Origin of the sequence: Kitasatospora sp. McL0602, from assembly GCF_052076145.1 — a bacterium.
In the GTDB taxonomy this organism is placed as follows: domain Bacteria; phylum Actinomycetota; class Actinomycetes; order Streptomycetales; family Streptomycetaceae; genus Kitasatospora.
Genome location: NZ_CP197246.1, coordinates 6,970,944 through 6,986,146 on the forward strand (window position 1 = coordinate 6,970,944; position 15,203 = coordinate 6,986,146).

The following is a 15,203-nucleotide window of genomic DNA, read 5'->3' on the forward strand; positions in this document are numbered from 1 at the left end:
GGGTGTCCATCAGAGCGTGCGCGCGAGCGCGGTGCGGGAGCGGACCCCGAGCTTGCGGTAGACCCGGGAGAGCGTGCCCTCGACGGTCTTCACGCTCATGAACAGCGCGGCGGCGACCTCCCGGTTGGTCGCCCCGTCGGCGACCAGACCGGCCACCCGCCGTTCTCCGGTGGTGAGTTCGGCCGCGTCCGGGCCCGTACGGTCACCGGCCCGGTCGAGCTCGCGCTCGACGCGGTACAGGAGCGGGAGGGCGCGGTGCTGGACGCAGATCTCCCGGGCCTCGGTCAGGGCCGCCCGCGCGGCGGCCCGGCGCCGGGCGCGGCGCTCCACGGAGCCGAGGGCGACCAGGGTGGCAACGCGCTCCAACGGGTGCTGAGGAGCGGTGAGTCGGGAGAGCGCCGTACGGAGCAGCCCGGCCGCCTCGGTGGTGTGGCCGGTGGCGGCCAGCAGCAGCGCCTCGGCGCGGCGGACGGCCGCCAGGGCAGGGGAGTCGTCGGCGGAGTCGGCGGGGGAGTCAGCGGGGTGCAGGGCGAGCAGCGCTCGGGCCTCGGCCAACACCTGGGCGGCCTCGGGATGTTCGCCCAGCGTGACCAGGCCCTCGACGAGGGCGGCCAGGCGGAGGACCGCCGCGGTGTCGGCGGCCTCCATCGACTGGCCCAGACCGCGCGCGAGTTGGAGCGCCTCGACGGCCGTGGCGGCGCCGACCGGGCCGGTTTCGAGGAGGTGGGACCGGGCGAGGACGTCCAGTGCGTGCACGAGGAGCAGCTGGTGGCCGTCGGTGGTGCAGCTGTGCACGGCGGCGGTGGCGAAGCGGATCGCCTGGTCGAGGCGGCCGCCGACGAGTTGGGCGAGGGCGATGGCGTACAGGGCGGCGGCCGGGGTGCCCGGCTCGGGGGCCGAGGGCTCGTCCAGGGCGGTGTTGCCGTCCGTCGGCGGGCCGTCGGCGGTGAGCCGCAGGTAGGAGCGTGCCGTGGTGAGTGCGGGCTCGCAGGCCCCGGTGGCGATGTGGAGCCGAAGGAGGGGGAGGTGTGCCTCGGCCCGGCCCGCGAAGGTGGCGCCGGGGAGGTCGGCCAGGCGGTCGAGCTGTCGGCGGGCGGTCGGGAGCCGGCCGGTTTCGAGGGAGAGCTGGGCGCCCAGGCGCAGCAGGTCGTGGTGGAGCCGGTGGGTCGGCGGGAGGTCGACGGCCAGCGTCCGGGCCTGGTCGAGCGCCTGTCCGGCCTGGTGGGGTTCACCGCGCAGCGAGTGGGCGGTGGTGAGCAGCCCGAGCGCGGCCACCCGGGTGGGGCGGTCCCCGGCTCGGGCGGCGAACTCCGCATGGTCGACTGCCAGGGAGGTCTGCCCGGCCTGGAGGGCCCGCGCGGCCGCCCAGTGGCGGAGGGCAGCGTGCAGGGTGGGGTGCGGGGCGCTCTCGGCGAGGCCCTGTTCGATCAACTCGGCGGGGGCGGTGGTGGTGAGGGCCTCGGCGAACGTGCGCAGCAGGAGCAGCCGGGCCTCGGTGCGCTGCTGGAGAGTGGGCGCGCCGGTGGAGGCCGGGTGGGCCTCGGCGGGTCGGGGGGCGTGCAGGACCTGGAGGGCGAGTGTGCGGGTCTCGCCGGGGAGGCCCGCGCCCGCCGCCCGCTCGGCGGCGTTGAGGAGGCGGCCCCAGCGGGCCGAGGCGGCTGCAGGGGTGGAGCGGGGTGTGCGGGCGGCGGCGAGGGCGGTGAGCTCGTACGCCGTCCGCAGGTCCGGTGCCCGGTCGGCGGCCGCACTGAGGGCCTGGGCGAGGGCTTCGTCCGGGTCGGGGTTCGCCTGGGCCAGCTGGCGGGCGCGTTCGAACGGGTCCTGGGTGGCGGCGGCCAGGGCCGCGTGGGCGGCGAGCCGGTCGGACGGTGCGGCGTCGGCGAGTACGGCGGCGCGGAGCAACGGGTGGCCGAACCGGAGGGTGGCGTCCGGGGCGTGCGTCAGGGCGCCGAGGCGGAGGGGTTCGGCGAGGGCGGGCCCGGGGGACGGCACCCCGGCCGCCCGGAGCAGGTCGAGGGTCGGGTGCGAGGCGGCGCTGACGAGGAGCAGGGCGTGCCGGGCCGCCGGGGAGACGGCGGTGAGTGGCTCCAGCAGCAGCGTGCGGAGCCGCTCGGGCACGGCCGGCAGCGAGCCGGGTGACTGCCGGTGGCCGGACCGGGCCAGTTCGAGAGCATGGAGCGGGTTGCCACCGGCGAGACGGTGGAGCTCGTGGAGGGCGGCCCGGGTCGACCCGGCGTGGGCTGCTTCGGGGTCTGTGGCGAGCAGGTCGGCGAGGTCGGCCGGGTCGAGCGGCGGCACCGCCAGGGCGTGGGTGCCGGGCGGGCAGAGCCCGAGGTGACGCGGCGCGGTGGACCAGGGTGTGCGCTCGGTCGCCAGCAACCGCAGGCCCGTGCCCTCGGTGCGTCGGGCGAGGAAGGCCAGCAGCTCGGCGGTGGGCGCGTCCAGCCACTGCAGGCCGTCCACGAGCAGCAGGAGCGGCCGGGTTTCGGCGGCGGCCCGGAGCACGCCCGACACGGCCAGGTGGAGCGAGAGCAGATCGTGCGGGTCGGTGGCCGGTTCGCCGCGCAGCAGGGCGGTGCGCAGTGCCGCGCGGGGCTGCGGGGGCAGCGCGGCGAGGGCGGTGTCGAGGTCGGTGCCGGCCCGGGGGAGGTGGTCGAGGAGGTCGACCAGGCCGACGAAGGGCAGGTGGCGTTCGGTCGCGTCGGGCGTGCAGTGCAGTACGGCCCAGCCGGTGCGGGCGGCCAGCGCCCGGACGAGGGTGGTGCGGCCGATCCCGCCCGGCCCGTGCAGCAGCAGCGAGCCGTGCCGTGCGAGCCGCTCTGCTGCGCTGCGCAGGAGGGCCTCCCGGCTGGGGGAGAGCCGGAGAGAACCGCCTCTGTGCTGTGGCTCGTCCGTCACGGTGCTGGGCATCTCGTCGTCCTCCCCTGTCAGCTGCGGGCACTCGCGGCCGGGGCCGACGGCTGTTCATCCCAGCCGTCCGAGTGGCATGGCGTCAACAACGCACCGGGTGTGCGGGTGTGTTCGAAACAGAGACTTCATGCCCGTTCGTGGTGCGGTCACGCCGCGGGTCCGACCGTCCGCTCTTCTGACGATCGATTGTGTTGACTCTTGTTTGGTCTTGATGGGTGCAATATCGTATGGCACCACCGCCGGGACGGCGGTCCCCCCACGTTGGAGCCCCCATGCCCTCTCTCCACCGCCGCCTGACCGGCGCGCTCGCCACCCTGGCGCTGGCCGCCTCGGGTCTCGGTGCCCTGACCCTGGGCGCGGCCACCCCCGCCGCCGCCCTCGGCAACGGCAACGCCCTCACCCCGCCGATGGGCTGGAACTCCTGGAACAGCCTCGGCACCCAGGTCAACCAGCAGCAGGTCAAGCAGACCATCGACTTCATGTCCGCCAACGGCCTGGTCCACGCCGGGTACAACACCGTCACCATCGACGACGGCTGGTCGAACCGCCACCGCGACGGCCAGACCACGGACTTCGCCAAGACCGGCGAAGGCGCGATGCAGCTCTACGACAACAACGGCAACCCGGTCTCCGGCACCGACGGCAACGGCAACGACACCACCAGCGGCCACCTGGTGCCCGACCCGCGCAACTTCCCGAACCAGGTCGTGAACGGCCAGACGCTCAACGGCATCCAGTACCTGAGCTGGTACGCGCACAGCAAGGGCATGAAGTTCGGCCTGTACGCCACCGACACCTACACCACCTGCCAGGGCCACCCCGGCAGCCTGGGCCACGAGTCGGTCGACGCCACGGACTTCATCAACTGGGGCGTCGACTTCGTGAAGTACGACGACTGCCCCTACGGCCCCACCATCTACGGGCCCGACGGCTACGCGTACTACCCGCAGGGCCAGGGCAAGGAGCTCACCCAGTCCATCTACGCCCGCACCCAGACCTTCCAGCGTGCCCTCGACGCGGCGACCGCCGCCCAGGGCAAGCCGAAGGTCACCCTGAGCCTCTCGGCCCAGCCCGCGCACACCGGCATCCCGTACCTGCTGAACGCCAACGACCCGGCCCGCACCGACCCGGTGATCCTCGCGGCGGGCCCCACCCCGGCCCACCAGGCCCCGGGCTACTCCCCGACCGGCGTCTGGTGCGGCCAGGTCGCCAACATGTGCCGCATCGGCGGTGACCGCGACAGCGAGCTCGACGGCGTGCTGTACAACGGCCAGCTGCGCACCGCCCTCCAGTACCCGGGCAACGTGCACCCCGGCAGCTGGAACGACCTGGACATGATGTTCGCCGGCTGGCAGGACGTGAACGGCGTCTGGGGTGTCACCGACACCTACAAGGGCAACAAGCCGTTCACCGACGACGAGTCGCGCACCGAGCTGTCCGTGCTGTCGATGATGGCCGCCCCGCTCATCTCCGGCGCCGACCTGCGGGCCGCCGCCGACGCCCAGCACAGCGCGAACGGCTACACCTGGTCCACCGGGATCAACTCCTCGGCGCTGGCGATCATGAAGAACCCCGACGTGATCTCCATCGACCAGGACTCGCTGGCCAAGCCTGCCACCCTGGTCGGCACCATGCCGAACTACCCCGCCTCGCAGACCGCCCCGGTGATCCTCAAGCGCACCCTCGCCAACGGTGACCTCGCCGTCGCGCTGATCAACCAGGACCCGGGCAACTGGGCGATGCCCAGCGTGACCCTCGGTCAGCTCGGCCTGACCGGCTCCTCGTACAGCTACAAGGACGTCTGGACCGGCGCCACCGGGACCACCACCGGCACCATCGGCGGCAGCTGGATACCCGCCCACGGCACCACGCTGCTGCGGATCAGCGGCGCCGGCTCCGGCGGCGGAACTGGCGGCGGCACCACCCAGCCGGGCATCGTCGGTGACGGCAGGTACCACGCGATCAGCGCGGGCGGCACCGGCGGCCAGGCCCTGGAGATCCAGGGCGGCTGCTACGCGAACGCCGGCGGCAACTCCGACATCAACGCCTACCAGAGCGGCAACGCCGCCCAGCAGTGGCTCTTCGCGCCGAACGCCGACGGCACCGTGACGATCAGCACCAACTGCTACACCGCCGCGCAGAGCCACACCGTGCTCGCCGCCGGTGGCGGGGTCGGCACCGCGTACCTGCTCAACCCGGGCGCCAACAACCCCTGGCAGAAGTGGAAGGTCGCCCAGAACGCCGCGGGCGCCCTCACCATCACCAACGTGGGCAACGGCCTGACCCTGGACGTGGCCGGTACCTCGGTCGGCTCCAACGGCATGACCGAACCGGCCAACTCCTCGGCCGCCGGCCAGAGCTGGACCGTGCTGTCCTGACCCGTCCTTCCTGACCCGGTTCGCCGCGTCGGCCACCTGGCCGACGCGGCGAACCGTTCTCACTTGTCCGGCGTCTGACAAGAAGTCAGGGTCCGGTGGTGGTCGGTCGGGGGGCACAGTGAACGAGCAGAACGTGGACGCGGCGGCGCGGGAGGGGCTGGGGGCACACCGAGCGGCGTACCAGTCGATGGCCGCCACCCAGAAGCGCAATCTGCGCGGCATCGGCATCGCGGCGGCGGTGCTGGCGGTCCTGACGGTGCTGGGCGCCGTGAGCAGTGCACCGCTGCTGGCGGCGGTGACCGGCCTGCCGTTGCTGATGTGCCTGTTCTCCCTCGCGGTCGGCAGCCGCACCGCCGACCTCAACGAGGGCGCCCGCCTCGACCTGTTCGAGCGCGGGCTCACCGTGGCCACCCCCGAGCGGACCTGGGCCGTCCGGTACACCGAGGCCACCGTGCTGCAGCACCTCGTCCGCCACACCCAGCACGGGCAGACCCTGCGCACCACCTACGCGTACCTGCTGACCGACACCAACGGGAAGTGCGTGGTGCTGCGCGACGGCGTCGGCGGCCGGATGGACGCCCTCGCCCTGGCCACCATGCCGAAGCCGGAGCTCGCCCGGGACTTCGCCGGCGCCCCGGAGTGGGGCCCGGCGATCCAGCAGGCCGTCACCGACGCCCGCCTCCCGGAGGCCCTCGCCCGGCTCCGGGCCGGTGAGCGGGTGGAGTTCGGCCCGCTCTGGCTGACCCGGGAGGAGATCGGCGCCCGGAAGAACTCCGTGCCGTGGACGCAGGTCGAGGAGGTCCAGGTGAAGGACGGCGCCTTCCACGTCCGGGTGGCCGGACGGTGGAGCAGCCTCGCCGGCACCACCGTCAGCTCCGTCCCCAACTTCTTCGTCCTCCAGGCGCTGGCCGCCCACCAGCTGGCAGCCGCCCGTGGCCAGGCGGGGTGACCGTCCACCGGGCTGACCGTCCACCGGGCCGGTCGCCGAGTACTGTCGAACTGCTGACAGCACTCCACCCCGAAGGAAGCGAAGCCGCATGACCATCACCGTCGCCGCCTACGCCGCACCCGCCGCCGGGGCTCCGCTCGAGCGCACCACCATCGAGCGCCGCCCCGTCGGCGAGCACGACGTCCTGATCGACATCGCCTTCGTCGGCATCTGCCACTCCGACATCCACCAGGCCAGGGCCGGCTGGGGCGCGGCGGTCTTCCCGATGGTCCCCGGCCACGAGATCACCGGGGTCGTGTCCGAGGTCGGCACCGGCGTCACGGCGCACGCGGTCGGCGACCGGGTCGGCGTCGGCTGCATGGTCGACTCCTGCCGCGCGTGCGACAACTGCCAGGCCGGCCTGGAGCAGTACTGCACCGGGGGCGGCCCGGTCTGGACGTACAACGCCATCGGCAAGGACGGGCAGCCCACGTACGGCGGCTACTCGCAGCAGGTCGTGGTGGACCAGCACTTCGTCGTCCGGATCCCCGACGCCCTCGCCCTCGACGTGGCGGCCCCGCTGCTCTGCGCGGGCATCACCACGTACTCGCCTCTGCGGCACTGGAACGCCGGCCCTGGGCGGCGGGTCGCGGTCGTCGGCCTCGGCGGGCTCGGGCACATGGGCGTGCAGCTCGCCCACGCGCTCGGCGCCGAGGTGACCGTGCTCTCCCAGTCCCTGCGCAAGAAGGACGACGGCCTGCGCCTCGGCGCCGACGACTACCACGCCACCGCCGACCCGGCGACCTTCGAGCAGCTCAAGGGCCGCTTCGACCTCATCATCAACACCGTCTCCGCCCCGCTCGACTTCGCGGCCTACTTCGCGCTGCTTCGCACCGACGGCGCCATGGTCAACGTCGGCCTTCCCGAGGAGCCGGTGCAGATCACCCTCCAGTCGCTGAACGGGAACCGCCGCAGCATGAGCAGCTCGGGCATCGGCGGCATCGCCGAGACCCAGGAGATGCTGGACTTCTGCGCCGAGCACGGCGTCGCGTCCGAGATCGAACTGATCCGCGCGGACCAGGTCAACGAGGCCTACGAGCGCGTCCTCGCCAGCGACGTCCGGTACCGCTTCGTCATCGACACCGCCACCATCTGACGCCTTCCGCCCTCGTCGTCATCCGGCGAGCCCGCTCGGCCGATGGGTACGGTCCTTCCATGCCCGACTCAACCGAAGCCGTCAGCAAGCGCGACGTCGAGGTCGTCCACCGCTACCTTCGTGTGTTCGAGACGAAGCAGGTCGCCGAGCTCGAAGAGCTCGGCGCCGAGGACGTGCTGGTCCACGGCGCGGGCCGGCACGGCCAGGGGCGGCAGTATGCCGGTTCGATGCAGGTGACGCTGCGGCAGGTCGCGCTCCACCACTGAAGTACTAGCGGGACAGGGGCTTCGCCAGGACGAGCTCCCGGCTGACGCCGTCGTCGAGGAGGTCGCCGGGTTCGTCGGTGTCGGTGAAGCCGTGGCGACGGTAGAGGGCGATGGCCGCGTCGTTGTGGGGCATGACGGCGAGCTTCAGGGTGGCGTAGCCCTCCTCTGCGGCCCACCGGGCGATCTCGGTGATCAGACCGTCGCCGACGCCCCGGCCGCGGGCCTGGGGGGCGACCCACATGGAGATCAGCTCGGCGGCGACCGGGTCCCCGTCCGAGGGGACACCGCTGGCCATGGCGACGGGGGTGCCGTCGAGGACGGCGACCAGGTCGAGGGCGCCGGTAATCTCCAGGCGGGAGCGCCACCGGTCCTCGCGGTCGCCCGCGCCCTGCCAGTCCGCGAGAGTGGAGCCGAAAGCATAGGGAGCCCCGGCAAGGGCGGTGAGGCGGAGCTCGCGCCAGAGCTGCCAGTCGTCGGACCGAAGAGTTCGCATTTCAAGCATGGGGCGGACCCTGCCGCACCATCCACCGCACGGGCAAGTCGTTTCTCCGGCGAGGGCAAGGCGGCCAGCCGGATCACGTTGCCATGGACCGTGCAGTTGGAGCGGACCTGAGCGGACCTAGGGGACGGACGGCGATGTCCGCCTAGCCGGAAGGCCAAAGGCGCACGCGGCCAGAAGTGGACCAGCGCCTCCTCCCAGCGCCTCGGCCGCCACCGACGGGTGGTCAACCGCCGGGCTCGGCGGCTTAGGTCGGCTGCACCGCCGCTACGAACGCAAGGCCGATCACTTCGGCGCCTTCGCCGGCATTGCCGCAGCCGAGAGCCCGCCTGCTAGGCGGTCGCGTCCGCCGGGAAGTTCGCCGGGTAGGCCTCGGCGAAGTCTGCGGACCGCCCGACGGTGCTCCACTTCTCGTCCTGCGCCAGCAACCGCCGGTCTTGGGCGATGGACCCCTCCGAGGCCGTCACGCCGAGCGCGAGGTTGGTCGGGATGTCGCGGCGCTTTGCCATCCGCACCAGGATCTCCGCGGCGCGCACCGGGTCCCCGGCCGGGCCTTCGGTGCTCTGCCGGATGCGCCGGTTGATCGTGCCGACAGTGCTCTCGTAGCCCTCGGGCACGTCGTGCACGGTCATCGAGGAGCCGGCCCAGTCGGTGCGGAATCCGCTCGGCTCGACGACCAGGACCCGGACCCCGAACGGCTCGGTCTCCGTGCGCAGCACCCGGCTGAAGCCGTCGATCGCGAACTTCGCGGCCTGGTAGGAGGCGATGCCCGGGGAGCCGCCGACGCGGCCGCCCATGGAGGAGAACTGGACGACCAGCCCGCCGCCCTGCTCGCGCAGTAGGGGGATCGCCGCCTTGGTGACGTTGTAGACGCCCCAGAAGTTGGTCTCGAACTGGGTGCGGAAGTCCTCGTCGTCGGTGGTCTCGATCGGGGAGACGTTGGCGTAACCGGCGTTGTTGACGAGCACGTCGATCCGCCCGAAGCGCTTCCGGGTCTCCTCCAGCGCCGCCTGCGCGGCTCCGGGGTCGGTCACGTCGAGCGCGATCAGGGCGATCCGGTCGCCGAACTCGGCGACCAGGTCGCCGAGTTGCTCGGGCCTGCGGGCCGTCGCCGCCACGGTGTCGCCCGCTTCCAGGGCGGCGCGTACGAGGGCGCGGCCGAAGCCGCGGGAGGAGCCGGTGATGAACCAGGTCTGCTGCGTGGCGCCGGTCGTGTTCGCGGTCGTGTCTTCGGTCATGCGCTTAGCAAAACACTGTTTCGTTAATAGTGCAACCCTGTTGCGCTAAGGTGAGTCCGTGGACACCACCGACTTCCAGCGCGCCCGGTCCCCGCAGGCCAAGCAACAGCGGGAGGCCGCCATCCTGGACGCCGCCCGGACCCTGGGCGCCGAGCACGGCATCCGGCAGGTCACGCTGACCGACATCGCTGCGGCCGTAGGCATGCACAAGTCCGCGCTGCTGCGGTACTTCGAGACGCGGGAGGAGATCTTCCTGCGCCTGACCGCGGCCGACTGGCAGGAGTGGACGCCGGCCCTGTGCGCCGAGATCGACCACGCCGCCGACGGCGACACGGCCGGCGTGGCCGCCGCCTTCGCCCGCACCCTCTCGGCCCGCGGCATGTTCTGCGACCTGCTCGCGCAGGCGCCGATGAACCTCGAGCGCAACGTCTCGGTCGAAGCGGTGCGCGAGTTCAAGCTGGTGACCCTGGCCGCAGTCGACGCGATCGTCACCGCGGTCCGCGCGCGGCTGCCGGAGCTGACCGAGGCCGACGGCGTGGACCTGATGGCTGCCGCGACGTCGATGGCCGGCTCGTTCTGGCAGATCGCGACACCGGGGCCCGAGGTCGCTGCGCTCTATCGCGCCGATCTGCGGCTGGCGCACGCGATCGTGGACGTCGAGCCGCGGCTGGCGCGGCTCCTGACGGCGATGCTGGACGGGATCACCGCGGGGCGCCGAAGCGGCGCTTCACGGCGCTGAGAAGCAACGAGTCTTGTGGAGGTGCCAGAGCGGCTCTGTCGTCGGTGGAGCACGCAGCGGCCGGCGGGGTCTCGCCGGCCGCGTGGCGTAAGACGCGACGATGTGCCCGAAGGACGCCCGATGAAGCAGGGCAATCCCATTGACGCAGGTCGGCGTGGGTCAGATCAGCGTCCTCCAGAAGTACCAGAAACGGTTGAGGATCAGCAGGGCTGTCCCGACGTACCAGAGGGCCGGGACGACCCAGTGGTAGCGGGGTCTGCGGCCGAGGTTGTGGAGGGTGGTGTACCAGCAGAGGGGGAGGACGACGGCCCAGACCACCATGCAGTACGGGCAGAGCGCGCCGATCTCGTACAGGGCCTGGTGGATCAGCCAGCAGGTGAAGCCGAGGCCGAGCACCGTGCCGAGCTGCAGGCCCAGCCAGAACCACCGCCGGTAGGTGGCCCCCGCCAGCAGCCCCGCTCCGACGGCCAGGACGGCGCCGAAGGCCGCCAGGCCGATCAGTGAGTTGGGGAAGCCGAAGGCGGAGGCCTGGTCGGTGCGCATGACCGAACCGCAGCTGATCACCGGGTTGATGTTGCAGCTCGGGGTGTAGGCGGGGTCCTGGAGCAGGCGGATCTTGTCCACCGTCAGGACGGCGGAGGCGGCCAGGCCCAGCGCGCCGCAGATCAGCACCAACCAGGCGAACGGCCGCGAGGCCGTCGAGACGGCTGGGGCCGCCGTGGTGGTCGGGGACGTCGTCGTCATGGTGGTCAGCCGCCGGTGTGCTGGCGGATCAGGGCGGTGTACTGGTCGGCGGTGACGGGCTTGCCCTGGCCGTCGAAGACGTCGAGCTGCTTGCCGTCGAGCAGCACCGTCGGGGTGCCGCGGACGCCGCTTGAGTTGAAGCTCTCGGCGACCTTGGCGGCCCAGGGGCGGTAGGTGCCCTCGGTGACGGCCTTGGTGAAGGCGTCGGTCTTCAGGCCCGGGACCTTGCCCGCGAGGTCGAGCAGGTGGTTGACGTCGCCGAAGCCGTCGACCCGCTCCTCCGGCTGGTTCGCGTAGAGCACGTCGTGGAACTGCTTGAACTTGTCGGGGCCCTCGTTGAGTGCTGCGCCGGCGGCGGCCAGTGCCGTCATCGAGCCCTTGCCGCCGAGGCCGTTGTCGAGGAAGGCCGCGAGGTGGTACTCGATCTTGTACGTGCCGTTGTCGGCGAGCTGCTGCATGGTCTTGCCGGCCGACTCCTCCAGGACACGGCAGACCGGGCAGCGGAAGTCCTCGTACACCTTGAGCGTGTGCGGGGCGTCGGCGCGGCCGTAGACGACGACCGTGCCGTCGGTGCCGGAGGCGTTCGCCGGCGTCACGACGGGGGCGGACGAGACCGCCGCCCGGTCGGAGCCGCTGCCGGTGTTGTCGCTCGCGGTGGAGATGGCCACCGCCGTGCCGCCCACCAGGGCGAGGACGGCGGCCGCCGACACGGCGATGGTGACCCGGCGGCGGCGTGCGGCGGCGTGGGCCTCGACGCGGTGGGCCTCCGCCAGGCGCTCGCGCGCGGTCTGCTTCGGCTGGGCGGTGGGCTGCTGGGACGTGCTCATGGAGATGCTCCTGGGGTGTGGGCATGCCGCGCGGCCGCGCTCGGCGCGGGGGGCGTGCCTCGGGGATACCGGCTACGGGCTGATGGCGAGCCGACGGAGCGTCAGACGGGTACGGCGGACGCTGGCTGTCAGCAGGCGAGCGCGAGCGCGGGCGGCCCGCGCCGGGGCGCCGGGCTGAGCACCACCTCGGTGCGGGGCGGCAGGGCCTGCCCGGCATCCGGTACGGGGGCGAGCACCGACGGGCAGCTCGGCAGCGGTGCGAGCAGCAGGCGCAGCACCCGGAGCGGGGCGATCGCCCGGACGGCCTCGGCGAGCCCGCCGAGTGCCGCCTCGCCGAGGCTCAGCCAGAGCGCGGCTGTCAGGGCGAGGGCCAGGTGCAGCACCAGGACGAGCGCCTGGGTGGTGCCCGGGGCGCTGCTGGTGAGGAACGACCCGTTCACCGAGCCGCCGCCGCAGACCAGCAGGTCTACGCCGTGGGACTGGGCGGCCGTGGCACAGGTGTCCTGGCCGAGGTTGAACGCCGTGTTCAGCAGCAGTTCGACCGGCACCAGCACGGCGGAGATGTGCAGGAAGCGCCGCCGGCTGCCGGAGGCGGTGTACGCGACCAGGAAGACGACCACCGTCGCGGCGGCCACCAGGGCGAGCGGGAGCGCCCGGCCCGTGACGACGACATGCCCGAGTGCGGACAGCGGAACGGCGAGCGCGGTGAACACCGCTGCCCGCAGAGCCCTGGTCGCCTGGTTGTCAGTCATCGCCTCGGAGTATCGCACGGGGTGGCAGCCGGGCACGAGGGGCCTGCGGAAGATCGAATGACTGTTCTGCGCCAAGGCCCGGCAGTCGCACTGGAGTTCCGAGTTGATCACTCAGAAGGACGGTCCTGGCGGGCATCCGCAGTATCCGCCGTTTTCTGTGGCCTTCGCCACGGTGGCCGGTCGGACAATCGGCTGATGGACGACGACCCCGGCCGCCCGCCCGAAGCCCCCGACCCTCCCCACGCGCATCCGCCCCACCCACCTCATCCCGTCCACCCTCCGCATCCCCCTCACCCCCCGCACCCGCATCCGCCGCACCCCGACCCGCCGGACCCGCCAGACATGCCCTGCCAGCCGACGCCCACGCCGCCACCCGTACCCGCCCCGCACCCGTCACCGCCGCACCCCACCCCCACCCCCACTCCCACCCCCGTGCAGCCCACCCCGGTGCCGAAGGCGGCCCCGACCCATGCGGTGGTCGTGCCGCCGAAGCCGAAGGCGACGCCCACCCACAGCGCACCGGCGCCGCAGCCCGCCCCCGCCGTCGTCGCCGCCGTACCCAAGCCCCACCCCGTCATCGGCACCGCCGTCGCCGTGCCCCCGCCCGCCCCCGCCGCGCCGCCGCTGCCACCCACCCTGGACCCGGTGGTCTGGTCCGTCGTGCTGCTCGTCACCGTCCTGGTCCCCGCGGCGCTCGCCGCGCTCATCCACCCCATCCCCACCACCCGGAGTCACAGTTGAACCCCGTCCCGCTTCTCGGTGCAGCCTTCGCCGCCAGCATCGCCGTCGGCAGCCTGGCCACCGCCCACCGCCTGCGTCCGGCCGTGGATCCGGGGGAGGAGGCACCCGCGCCGCACGCCGCGCTCTCCACCATCGGCGCCGGGCTGCTCTCCGGCTTCGTCCTGCTGACCGGCTTCCTGGTCGCGACCGGATGGGCCGCCCACACCACCCGGGTGGTCCCGCCGACCGGCCTGTACGCGGCGGACGCCGCCGCCGGGTGCGCCGTGCTCCTCTACCCGGCGCTGGCCGGACTGCCGTTCAACGCCCGGCACGCCACGGCTGTCGCCTTCTTCGGCTGTCTGATCGGATACACGATGTCGATGGCCGTCCAGCTGCGGCCCTGACCTCCCGCGCGCACTAGCCTGGTCGCCATGGCAGGCATCCCGCGCGGGACCGGTCCGACCACGGGCGCGCTGCTCGCCGCCCGGCTGGCGGAGCAGCGGGCCGTGCTGCTCGCCCTCGAACCGGAGGTCCGGGCGGACCGGCCCGACGCGGTGCACCGGATGCGAATCGGCTGCCGCAGGCTGCGGGGCGTGCTGCGGGCGTACGGCCCGCAGCACGCCCGGGTGGCGGGTGAGCTGCGGTGGCTGGGCTCGGTGCTCGGGCCGGCCCGGGACAGCGAGGTGCTCGGCGAACTGCTGGTGGCGGACGCCCGTGAGCTGCCCTCCGAGTGCGAGCCGGAGGAGTTGGCGGCCCGGCTCGCCCAGTGGGCGGAGGACCGGTCCGCGCTGGCCCGGCCCGCCCTGCTGGCGGCGCTCGACAGCCCCCGGTACGCGGCCCTGCTCGCCTCGCTCGCCGCCCTGCCCGGCGCGGCCGAGCCCTCGGACACCCTGCGCGGGCTCGCGCACCGCGAGCGGCGGAAGGCCCGGCGGCGGTTGCGCGCTGCGGCCGCCGCCGACGGGCCGGAGGCCGACGGACTGCTGCACGAGGCGCGGAAGGCCGCGAAGTGGGCCCGCTACCTCGGCGAGACGGCAGGCCCCGGCGCCCGGAGCTTCACCGCCCGGATGAAGTCGCTGCAGGACCTCCTCGGGGCCCACCAGGACTCGGTCGTCGCCCGCACCGCCCTGCGCGGGCTGGCCCTCGGTGACGGCCCGGCCTTCGGGCTCGGCGTCCTGTACGGCCGTCGGCTCGCCGTCGCCGACGAGATCCGCCGACAGCTCGCGACGGATGGCCCGAAGCTCTAGCCGACCGGCAGACCTGCGGTCCGGGCGGCGGTGGCGAGGAGGTCGCTGAGCATCTCCGGGGTCAGGCGGCCGGTGAAGGTGTTGCGTGGGCTGACGTGGTAGCAGCCGTAGAGGTGGAGGGGCGGGCCGCCGTCGGTGGCGGGCAGTTCGACGTGGGCGGCGTGGCCGAAGGCGGGGCGGGGCCGGGGGATCTCGTACCCGGCGGCGGCGAGGACGGGCAGCAGGGCCTGCCAGGCGAAGCCGCCGAGGGCGACGACGGACCGGACGGTCGGCCGCATGAACTCCAACTCGCGTACCAGCCACGGGCGGCAGGTGTCGCGCTCGGAGGTGCTCGGCTTGTTGTCGGGCGGCGCGCAGCGGACGGGGTCGGTGATCCGCACACCGTGCAGGGCGAGGCCGTCGCCGGCGCGGACGGAGGTGGGGCGGTTGGCGAGGCCGAGGCTGTGCAGGGTGGCGTAGAGGAGATCGCCGCTCGGGTCACCGGTGAAGATCCGCCCGGTGCGGTTGGCGCCGTGCGCGGCGGGGGCCAGTCCGACCAGGACGAGGGCCGCGTCCTCGGGCCCGAAGCCGGGGATCGGGCGGGCCCAGTAGTCCCAGTCCTGGTACGCGCGGCGCTTGACCCGGGCCGCCTCCTCGCGCCAGCTCACCAGCCGGGGGCAGGCGCGGCAGTGGGTGACCGCCTCGTCCAGCTCGGCGAGGGTGAGCGGCGGAGCTGCTGGGTCCATGGGCCGATCGTAGAGGCGGAGCCGGGCGGCCGGGCGGAGTAGCGTGGAGTGGCGGATGCCAGTCTCCCGAGGTGGCG

At 73.5% G+C, this 15,203-nt stretch carries 15 protein-coding genes; 8 read left to right on the plus strand and 7 right to left on the minus strand.

The window, feature by feature from the left end; genetic code table 11:
• Positions 1-9 precede the first annotated feature (9 nt).
• Positions 10-2,910, minus strand: a complete 2,901-nt coding sequence (locus ACR68M_RS31560) for an AAA family ATPase (RefSeq protein ID WP_441247567.1) — start codon at positions 2,908-2,910, stop codon at positions 10-12.
• Positions 2,911-3,182: 272 nt separating this feature from the next.
• Between ACR68M_RS31560 and ACR68M_RS31565 the strand changes: the two genes are divergently transcribed.
• The 4 genes from ACR68M_RS31565 to ACR68M_RS31580 all read left to right on the plus strand — a co-directional run bounded on the left by ACR68M_RS31565 (position 3,183) and on the right by ACR68M_RS31580 (position 7,638).
• On the plus strand, positions 3,183-5,288 hold the full coding sequence (locus ACR68M_RS31565) for an alpha-galactosidase (protein WP_441247568.1): 2,106 nt from the start codon (positions 3,183-3,185) through the stop codon (positions 5,286-5,288).
• A gap of 118 nt (positions 5,289-5,406) precedes the next feature.
• Positions 5,407-6,237, plus strand: a complete 831-nt coding sequence (locus ACR68M_RS31570) for a DUF6585 family protein (protein WP_441247569.1) — start codon at positions 5,407-5,409, stop codon at positions 6,235-6,237.
• Between the two features lie 88 nt (positions 6,238-6,325).
• Entirely contained in the window at positions 6,326-7,372 is a 1,047-nt protein-coding gene (locus ACR68M_RS31575) for an NAD(P)-dependent alcohol dehydrogenase (protein WP_441247570.1), read from the plus strand.
• Positions 7,373-7,431: 59 nt separating this feature from the next.
• Complete coding sequence (locus tag ACR68M_RS31580; protein WP_441247571.1) at positions 7,432-7,638, plus strand: hypothetical protein; 207 nt, start codon at positions 7,432-7,434, stop codon at positions 7,636-7,638.
• A 4-nt stretch (positions 7,639-7,642) separates the two neighbouring features.
• Here the strand turns inward: ACR68M_RS31580 and ACR68M_RS31585 are convergent, their stop codons facing one another.
• Positions 7,643-8,131, minus strand: a complete 489-nt coding sequence (locus tag ACR68M_RS31585; protein WP_441247572.1) for an N-acetyltransferase family protein — start codon at positions 8,129-8,131, stop codon at positions 7,643-7,645.
• Positions 8,132-8,469: 338 nt separating this feature from the next.
• A complete protein-coding gene (locus ACR68M_RS31590) occupies positions 8,470-9,375 on the minus strand; it encodes an SDR family NAD(P)-dependent oxidoreductase (protein WP_441247573.1) in 906 nt (301 codons plus the stop codon).
• Between the two features lie 58 nt (positions 9,376-9,433).
• On the opposite strand from ACR68M_RS31590, the gene ACR68M_RS31595 reads away from it, so the two are divergent.
• Entirely contained in the window at positions 9,434-10,114 is a 681-nt protein-coding gene (locus ACR68M_RS31595; protein ID WP_441247574.1) for a TetR family transcriptional regulator, read from the plus strand.
• A 159-nt stretch (positions 10,115-10,273) separates the two neighbouring features.
• On the opposite strand, the gene ACR68M_RS31600 is transcribed toward ACR68M_RS31595, so the two are convergent.
• The 3 genes from ACR68M_RS31600 to ACR68M_RS31610 form a co-directional block, all read right to left on the minus strand.
• Positions 10,274-10,858 (minus strand): vitamin K epoxide reductase family protein, encoded by a 585-nt coding sequence (locus ACR68M_RS31600; protein WP_441247575.1) that lies wholly within the window; start codon positions 10,856-10,858, stop codon positions 10,274-10,276.
• A gap of 5 nt (positions 10,859-10,863) precedes the next feature.
• On the minus strand, positions 10,864-11,685 hold the full coding sequence (locus ACR68M_RS31605; RefSeq protein ID WP_441247576.1) for a thioredoxin domain-containing protein: 822 nt from the start codon (positions 11,683-11,685) through the stop codon (positions 10,864-10,866).
• Between the two features lie 128 nt (positions 11,686-11,813).
• On the minus strand, positions 11,814-12,437 hold the full coding sequence (locus ACR68M_RS31610; RefSeq protein WP_441247577.1) for a hypothetical protein: 624 nt from the start codon (positions 12,435-12,437) through the stop codon (positions 11,814-11,816).
• A 342-nt stretch (positions 12,438-12,779) separates the two neighbouring features.
• Here ACR68M_RS31610 and ACR68M_RS31615 point away from each other — a divergent pair, with 342 nt between their 5' ends.
• The 3 genes from ACR68M_RS31615 to ACR68M_RS31625 are packed head-to-tail and all read left to right on the plus strand — an operon-like array spanning position 12,780 to position 14,401.
• On the plus strand, positions 12,780-13,178 hold the full coding sequence (locus ACR68M_RS31615; protein ID WP_441247578.1) for a hypothetical protein: 399 nt from the start codon (positions 12,780-12,782) through the stop codon (positions 13,176-13,178).
• Positions 13,175-13,561 carry a hypothetical protein gene (locus tag ACR68M_RS31620; protein ID WP_441247579.1) on the plus strand — a complete coding sequence of 129 codons (387 nt, stop codon included), beginning with the start codon at positions 13,175-13,177 and terminating at the stop codon, positions 13,559-13,561. Before ACR68M_RS31615 ends, ACR68M_RS31620 begins: the two co-directional genes overlap by 4 nt.
• A 27-nt stretch (positions 13,562-13,588) precedes the next feature.
• Entirely contained in the window at positions 13,589-14,401 is an 813-nt protein-coding gene (locus ACR68M_RS31625; RefSeq protein ID WP_441247580.1) for a CHAD domain-containing protein, read from the plus strand.
• Here ACR68M_RS31625 and ACR68M_RS31630 read toward each other — a convergent pair.
• A complete protein-coding gene (locus tag ACR68M_RS31630; protein ID WP_441247581.1) occupies positions 14,398-15,126 on the minus strand; it encodes a uracil-DNA glycosylase in 729 nt (242 codons plus the stop codon). The two genes, ACR68M_RS31625 and ACR68M_RS31630, sit on opposite strands and share 4 nt — an antisense overlap.
• Positions 15,127-15,203: the final 77 nt, after the last annotated feature.

Excerpts from the sequence above, each read along its gene's own strand:
- ACR68M_RS31565 (WP_441247568.1), top strand. The coding sequence starts at position 3,183 with ATGCCCTCTCTCCACCGCCGCCTGACCGGCGCGCTCGCCACCCTGGCG.
- ACR68M_RS31590 (WP_441247573.1), bottom strand. The coding sequence starts at position 9,375 with ATGACCGAAGACACGACCGCGAACACGACCGGCGCCACGCAGCAGACC.
- ACR68M_RS31580 (WP_441247571.1), top strand. The coding sequence starts at position 7,432 with ATGCCCGACTCAACCGAAGCCGTCAGCAAGCGCGACGTCGAGGTCGTC.
- ACR68M_RS31615 (WP_441247578.1), top strand. The coding sequence starts at position 12,780 with ATGCCCTGCCAGCCGACGCCCACGCCGCCACCCGTACCCGCCCCGCAC.
- ACR68M_RS31600 (WP_441247575.1), bottom strand. The coding sequence starts at position 10,858 with ATGACGACGACGTCCCCGACCACCACGGCGGCCCCAGCCGTCTCGACG.
- ACR68M_RS31560 (WP_441247567.1), bottom strand. The coding sequence starts at position 2,910 with ATGCCCAGCACCGTGACGGACGAGCCACAGCACAGAGGCGGTTCTCTC.
- ACR68M_RS31610 (WP_441247577.1), bottom strand. The coding sequence starts at position 12,437 with ATGACTGACAACCAGGCGACCAGGGCTCTGCGGGCAGCGGTGTTCACC.
- ACR68M_RS31630 (WP_441247581.1), bottom strand. The coding sequence starts at position 15,126 with ATGGACCCAGCAGCTCCGCCGCTCACCCTCGCCGAGCTGGACGAGGCG.
- ACR68M_RS31625 (WP_441247580.1), top strand. The coding sequence starts at position 13,589 with ATGGCAGGCATCCCGCGCGGGACCGGTCCGACCACGGGCGCGCTGCTC.
- ACR68M_RS31575 (WP_441247570.1), top strand. The coding sequence starts at position 6,326 with ATGACCATCACCGTCGCCGCCTACGCCGCACCCGCCGCCGGGGCTCCG.
- ACR68M_RS31585 (WP_441247572.1), bottom strand. The coding sequence starts at position 8,131 with ATGCGAACTCTTCGGTCCGACGACTGGCAGCTCTGGCGCGAGCTCCGC.
- ACR68M_RS31605 (WP_441247576.1), bottom strand. The coding sequence starts at position 11,685 with ATGAGCACGTCCCAGCAGCCCACCGCCCAGCCGAAGCAGACCGCGCGC.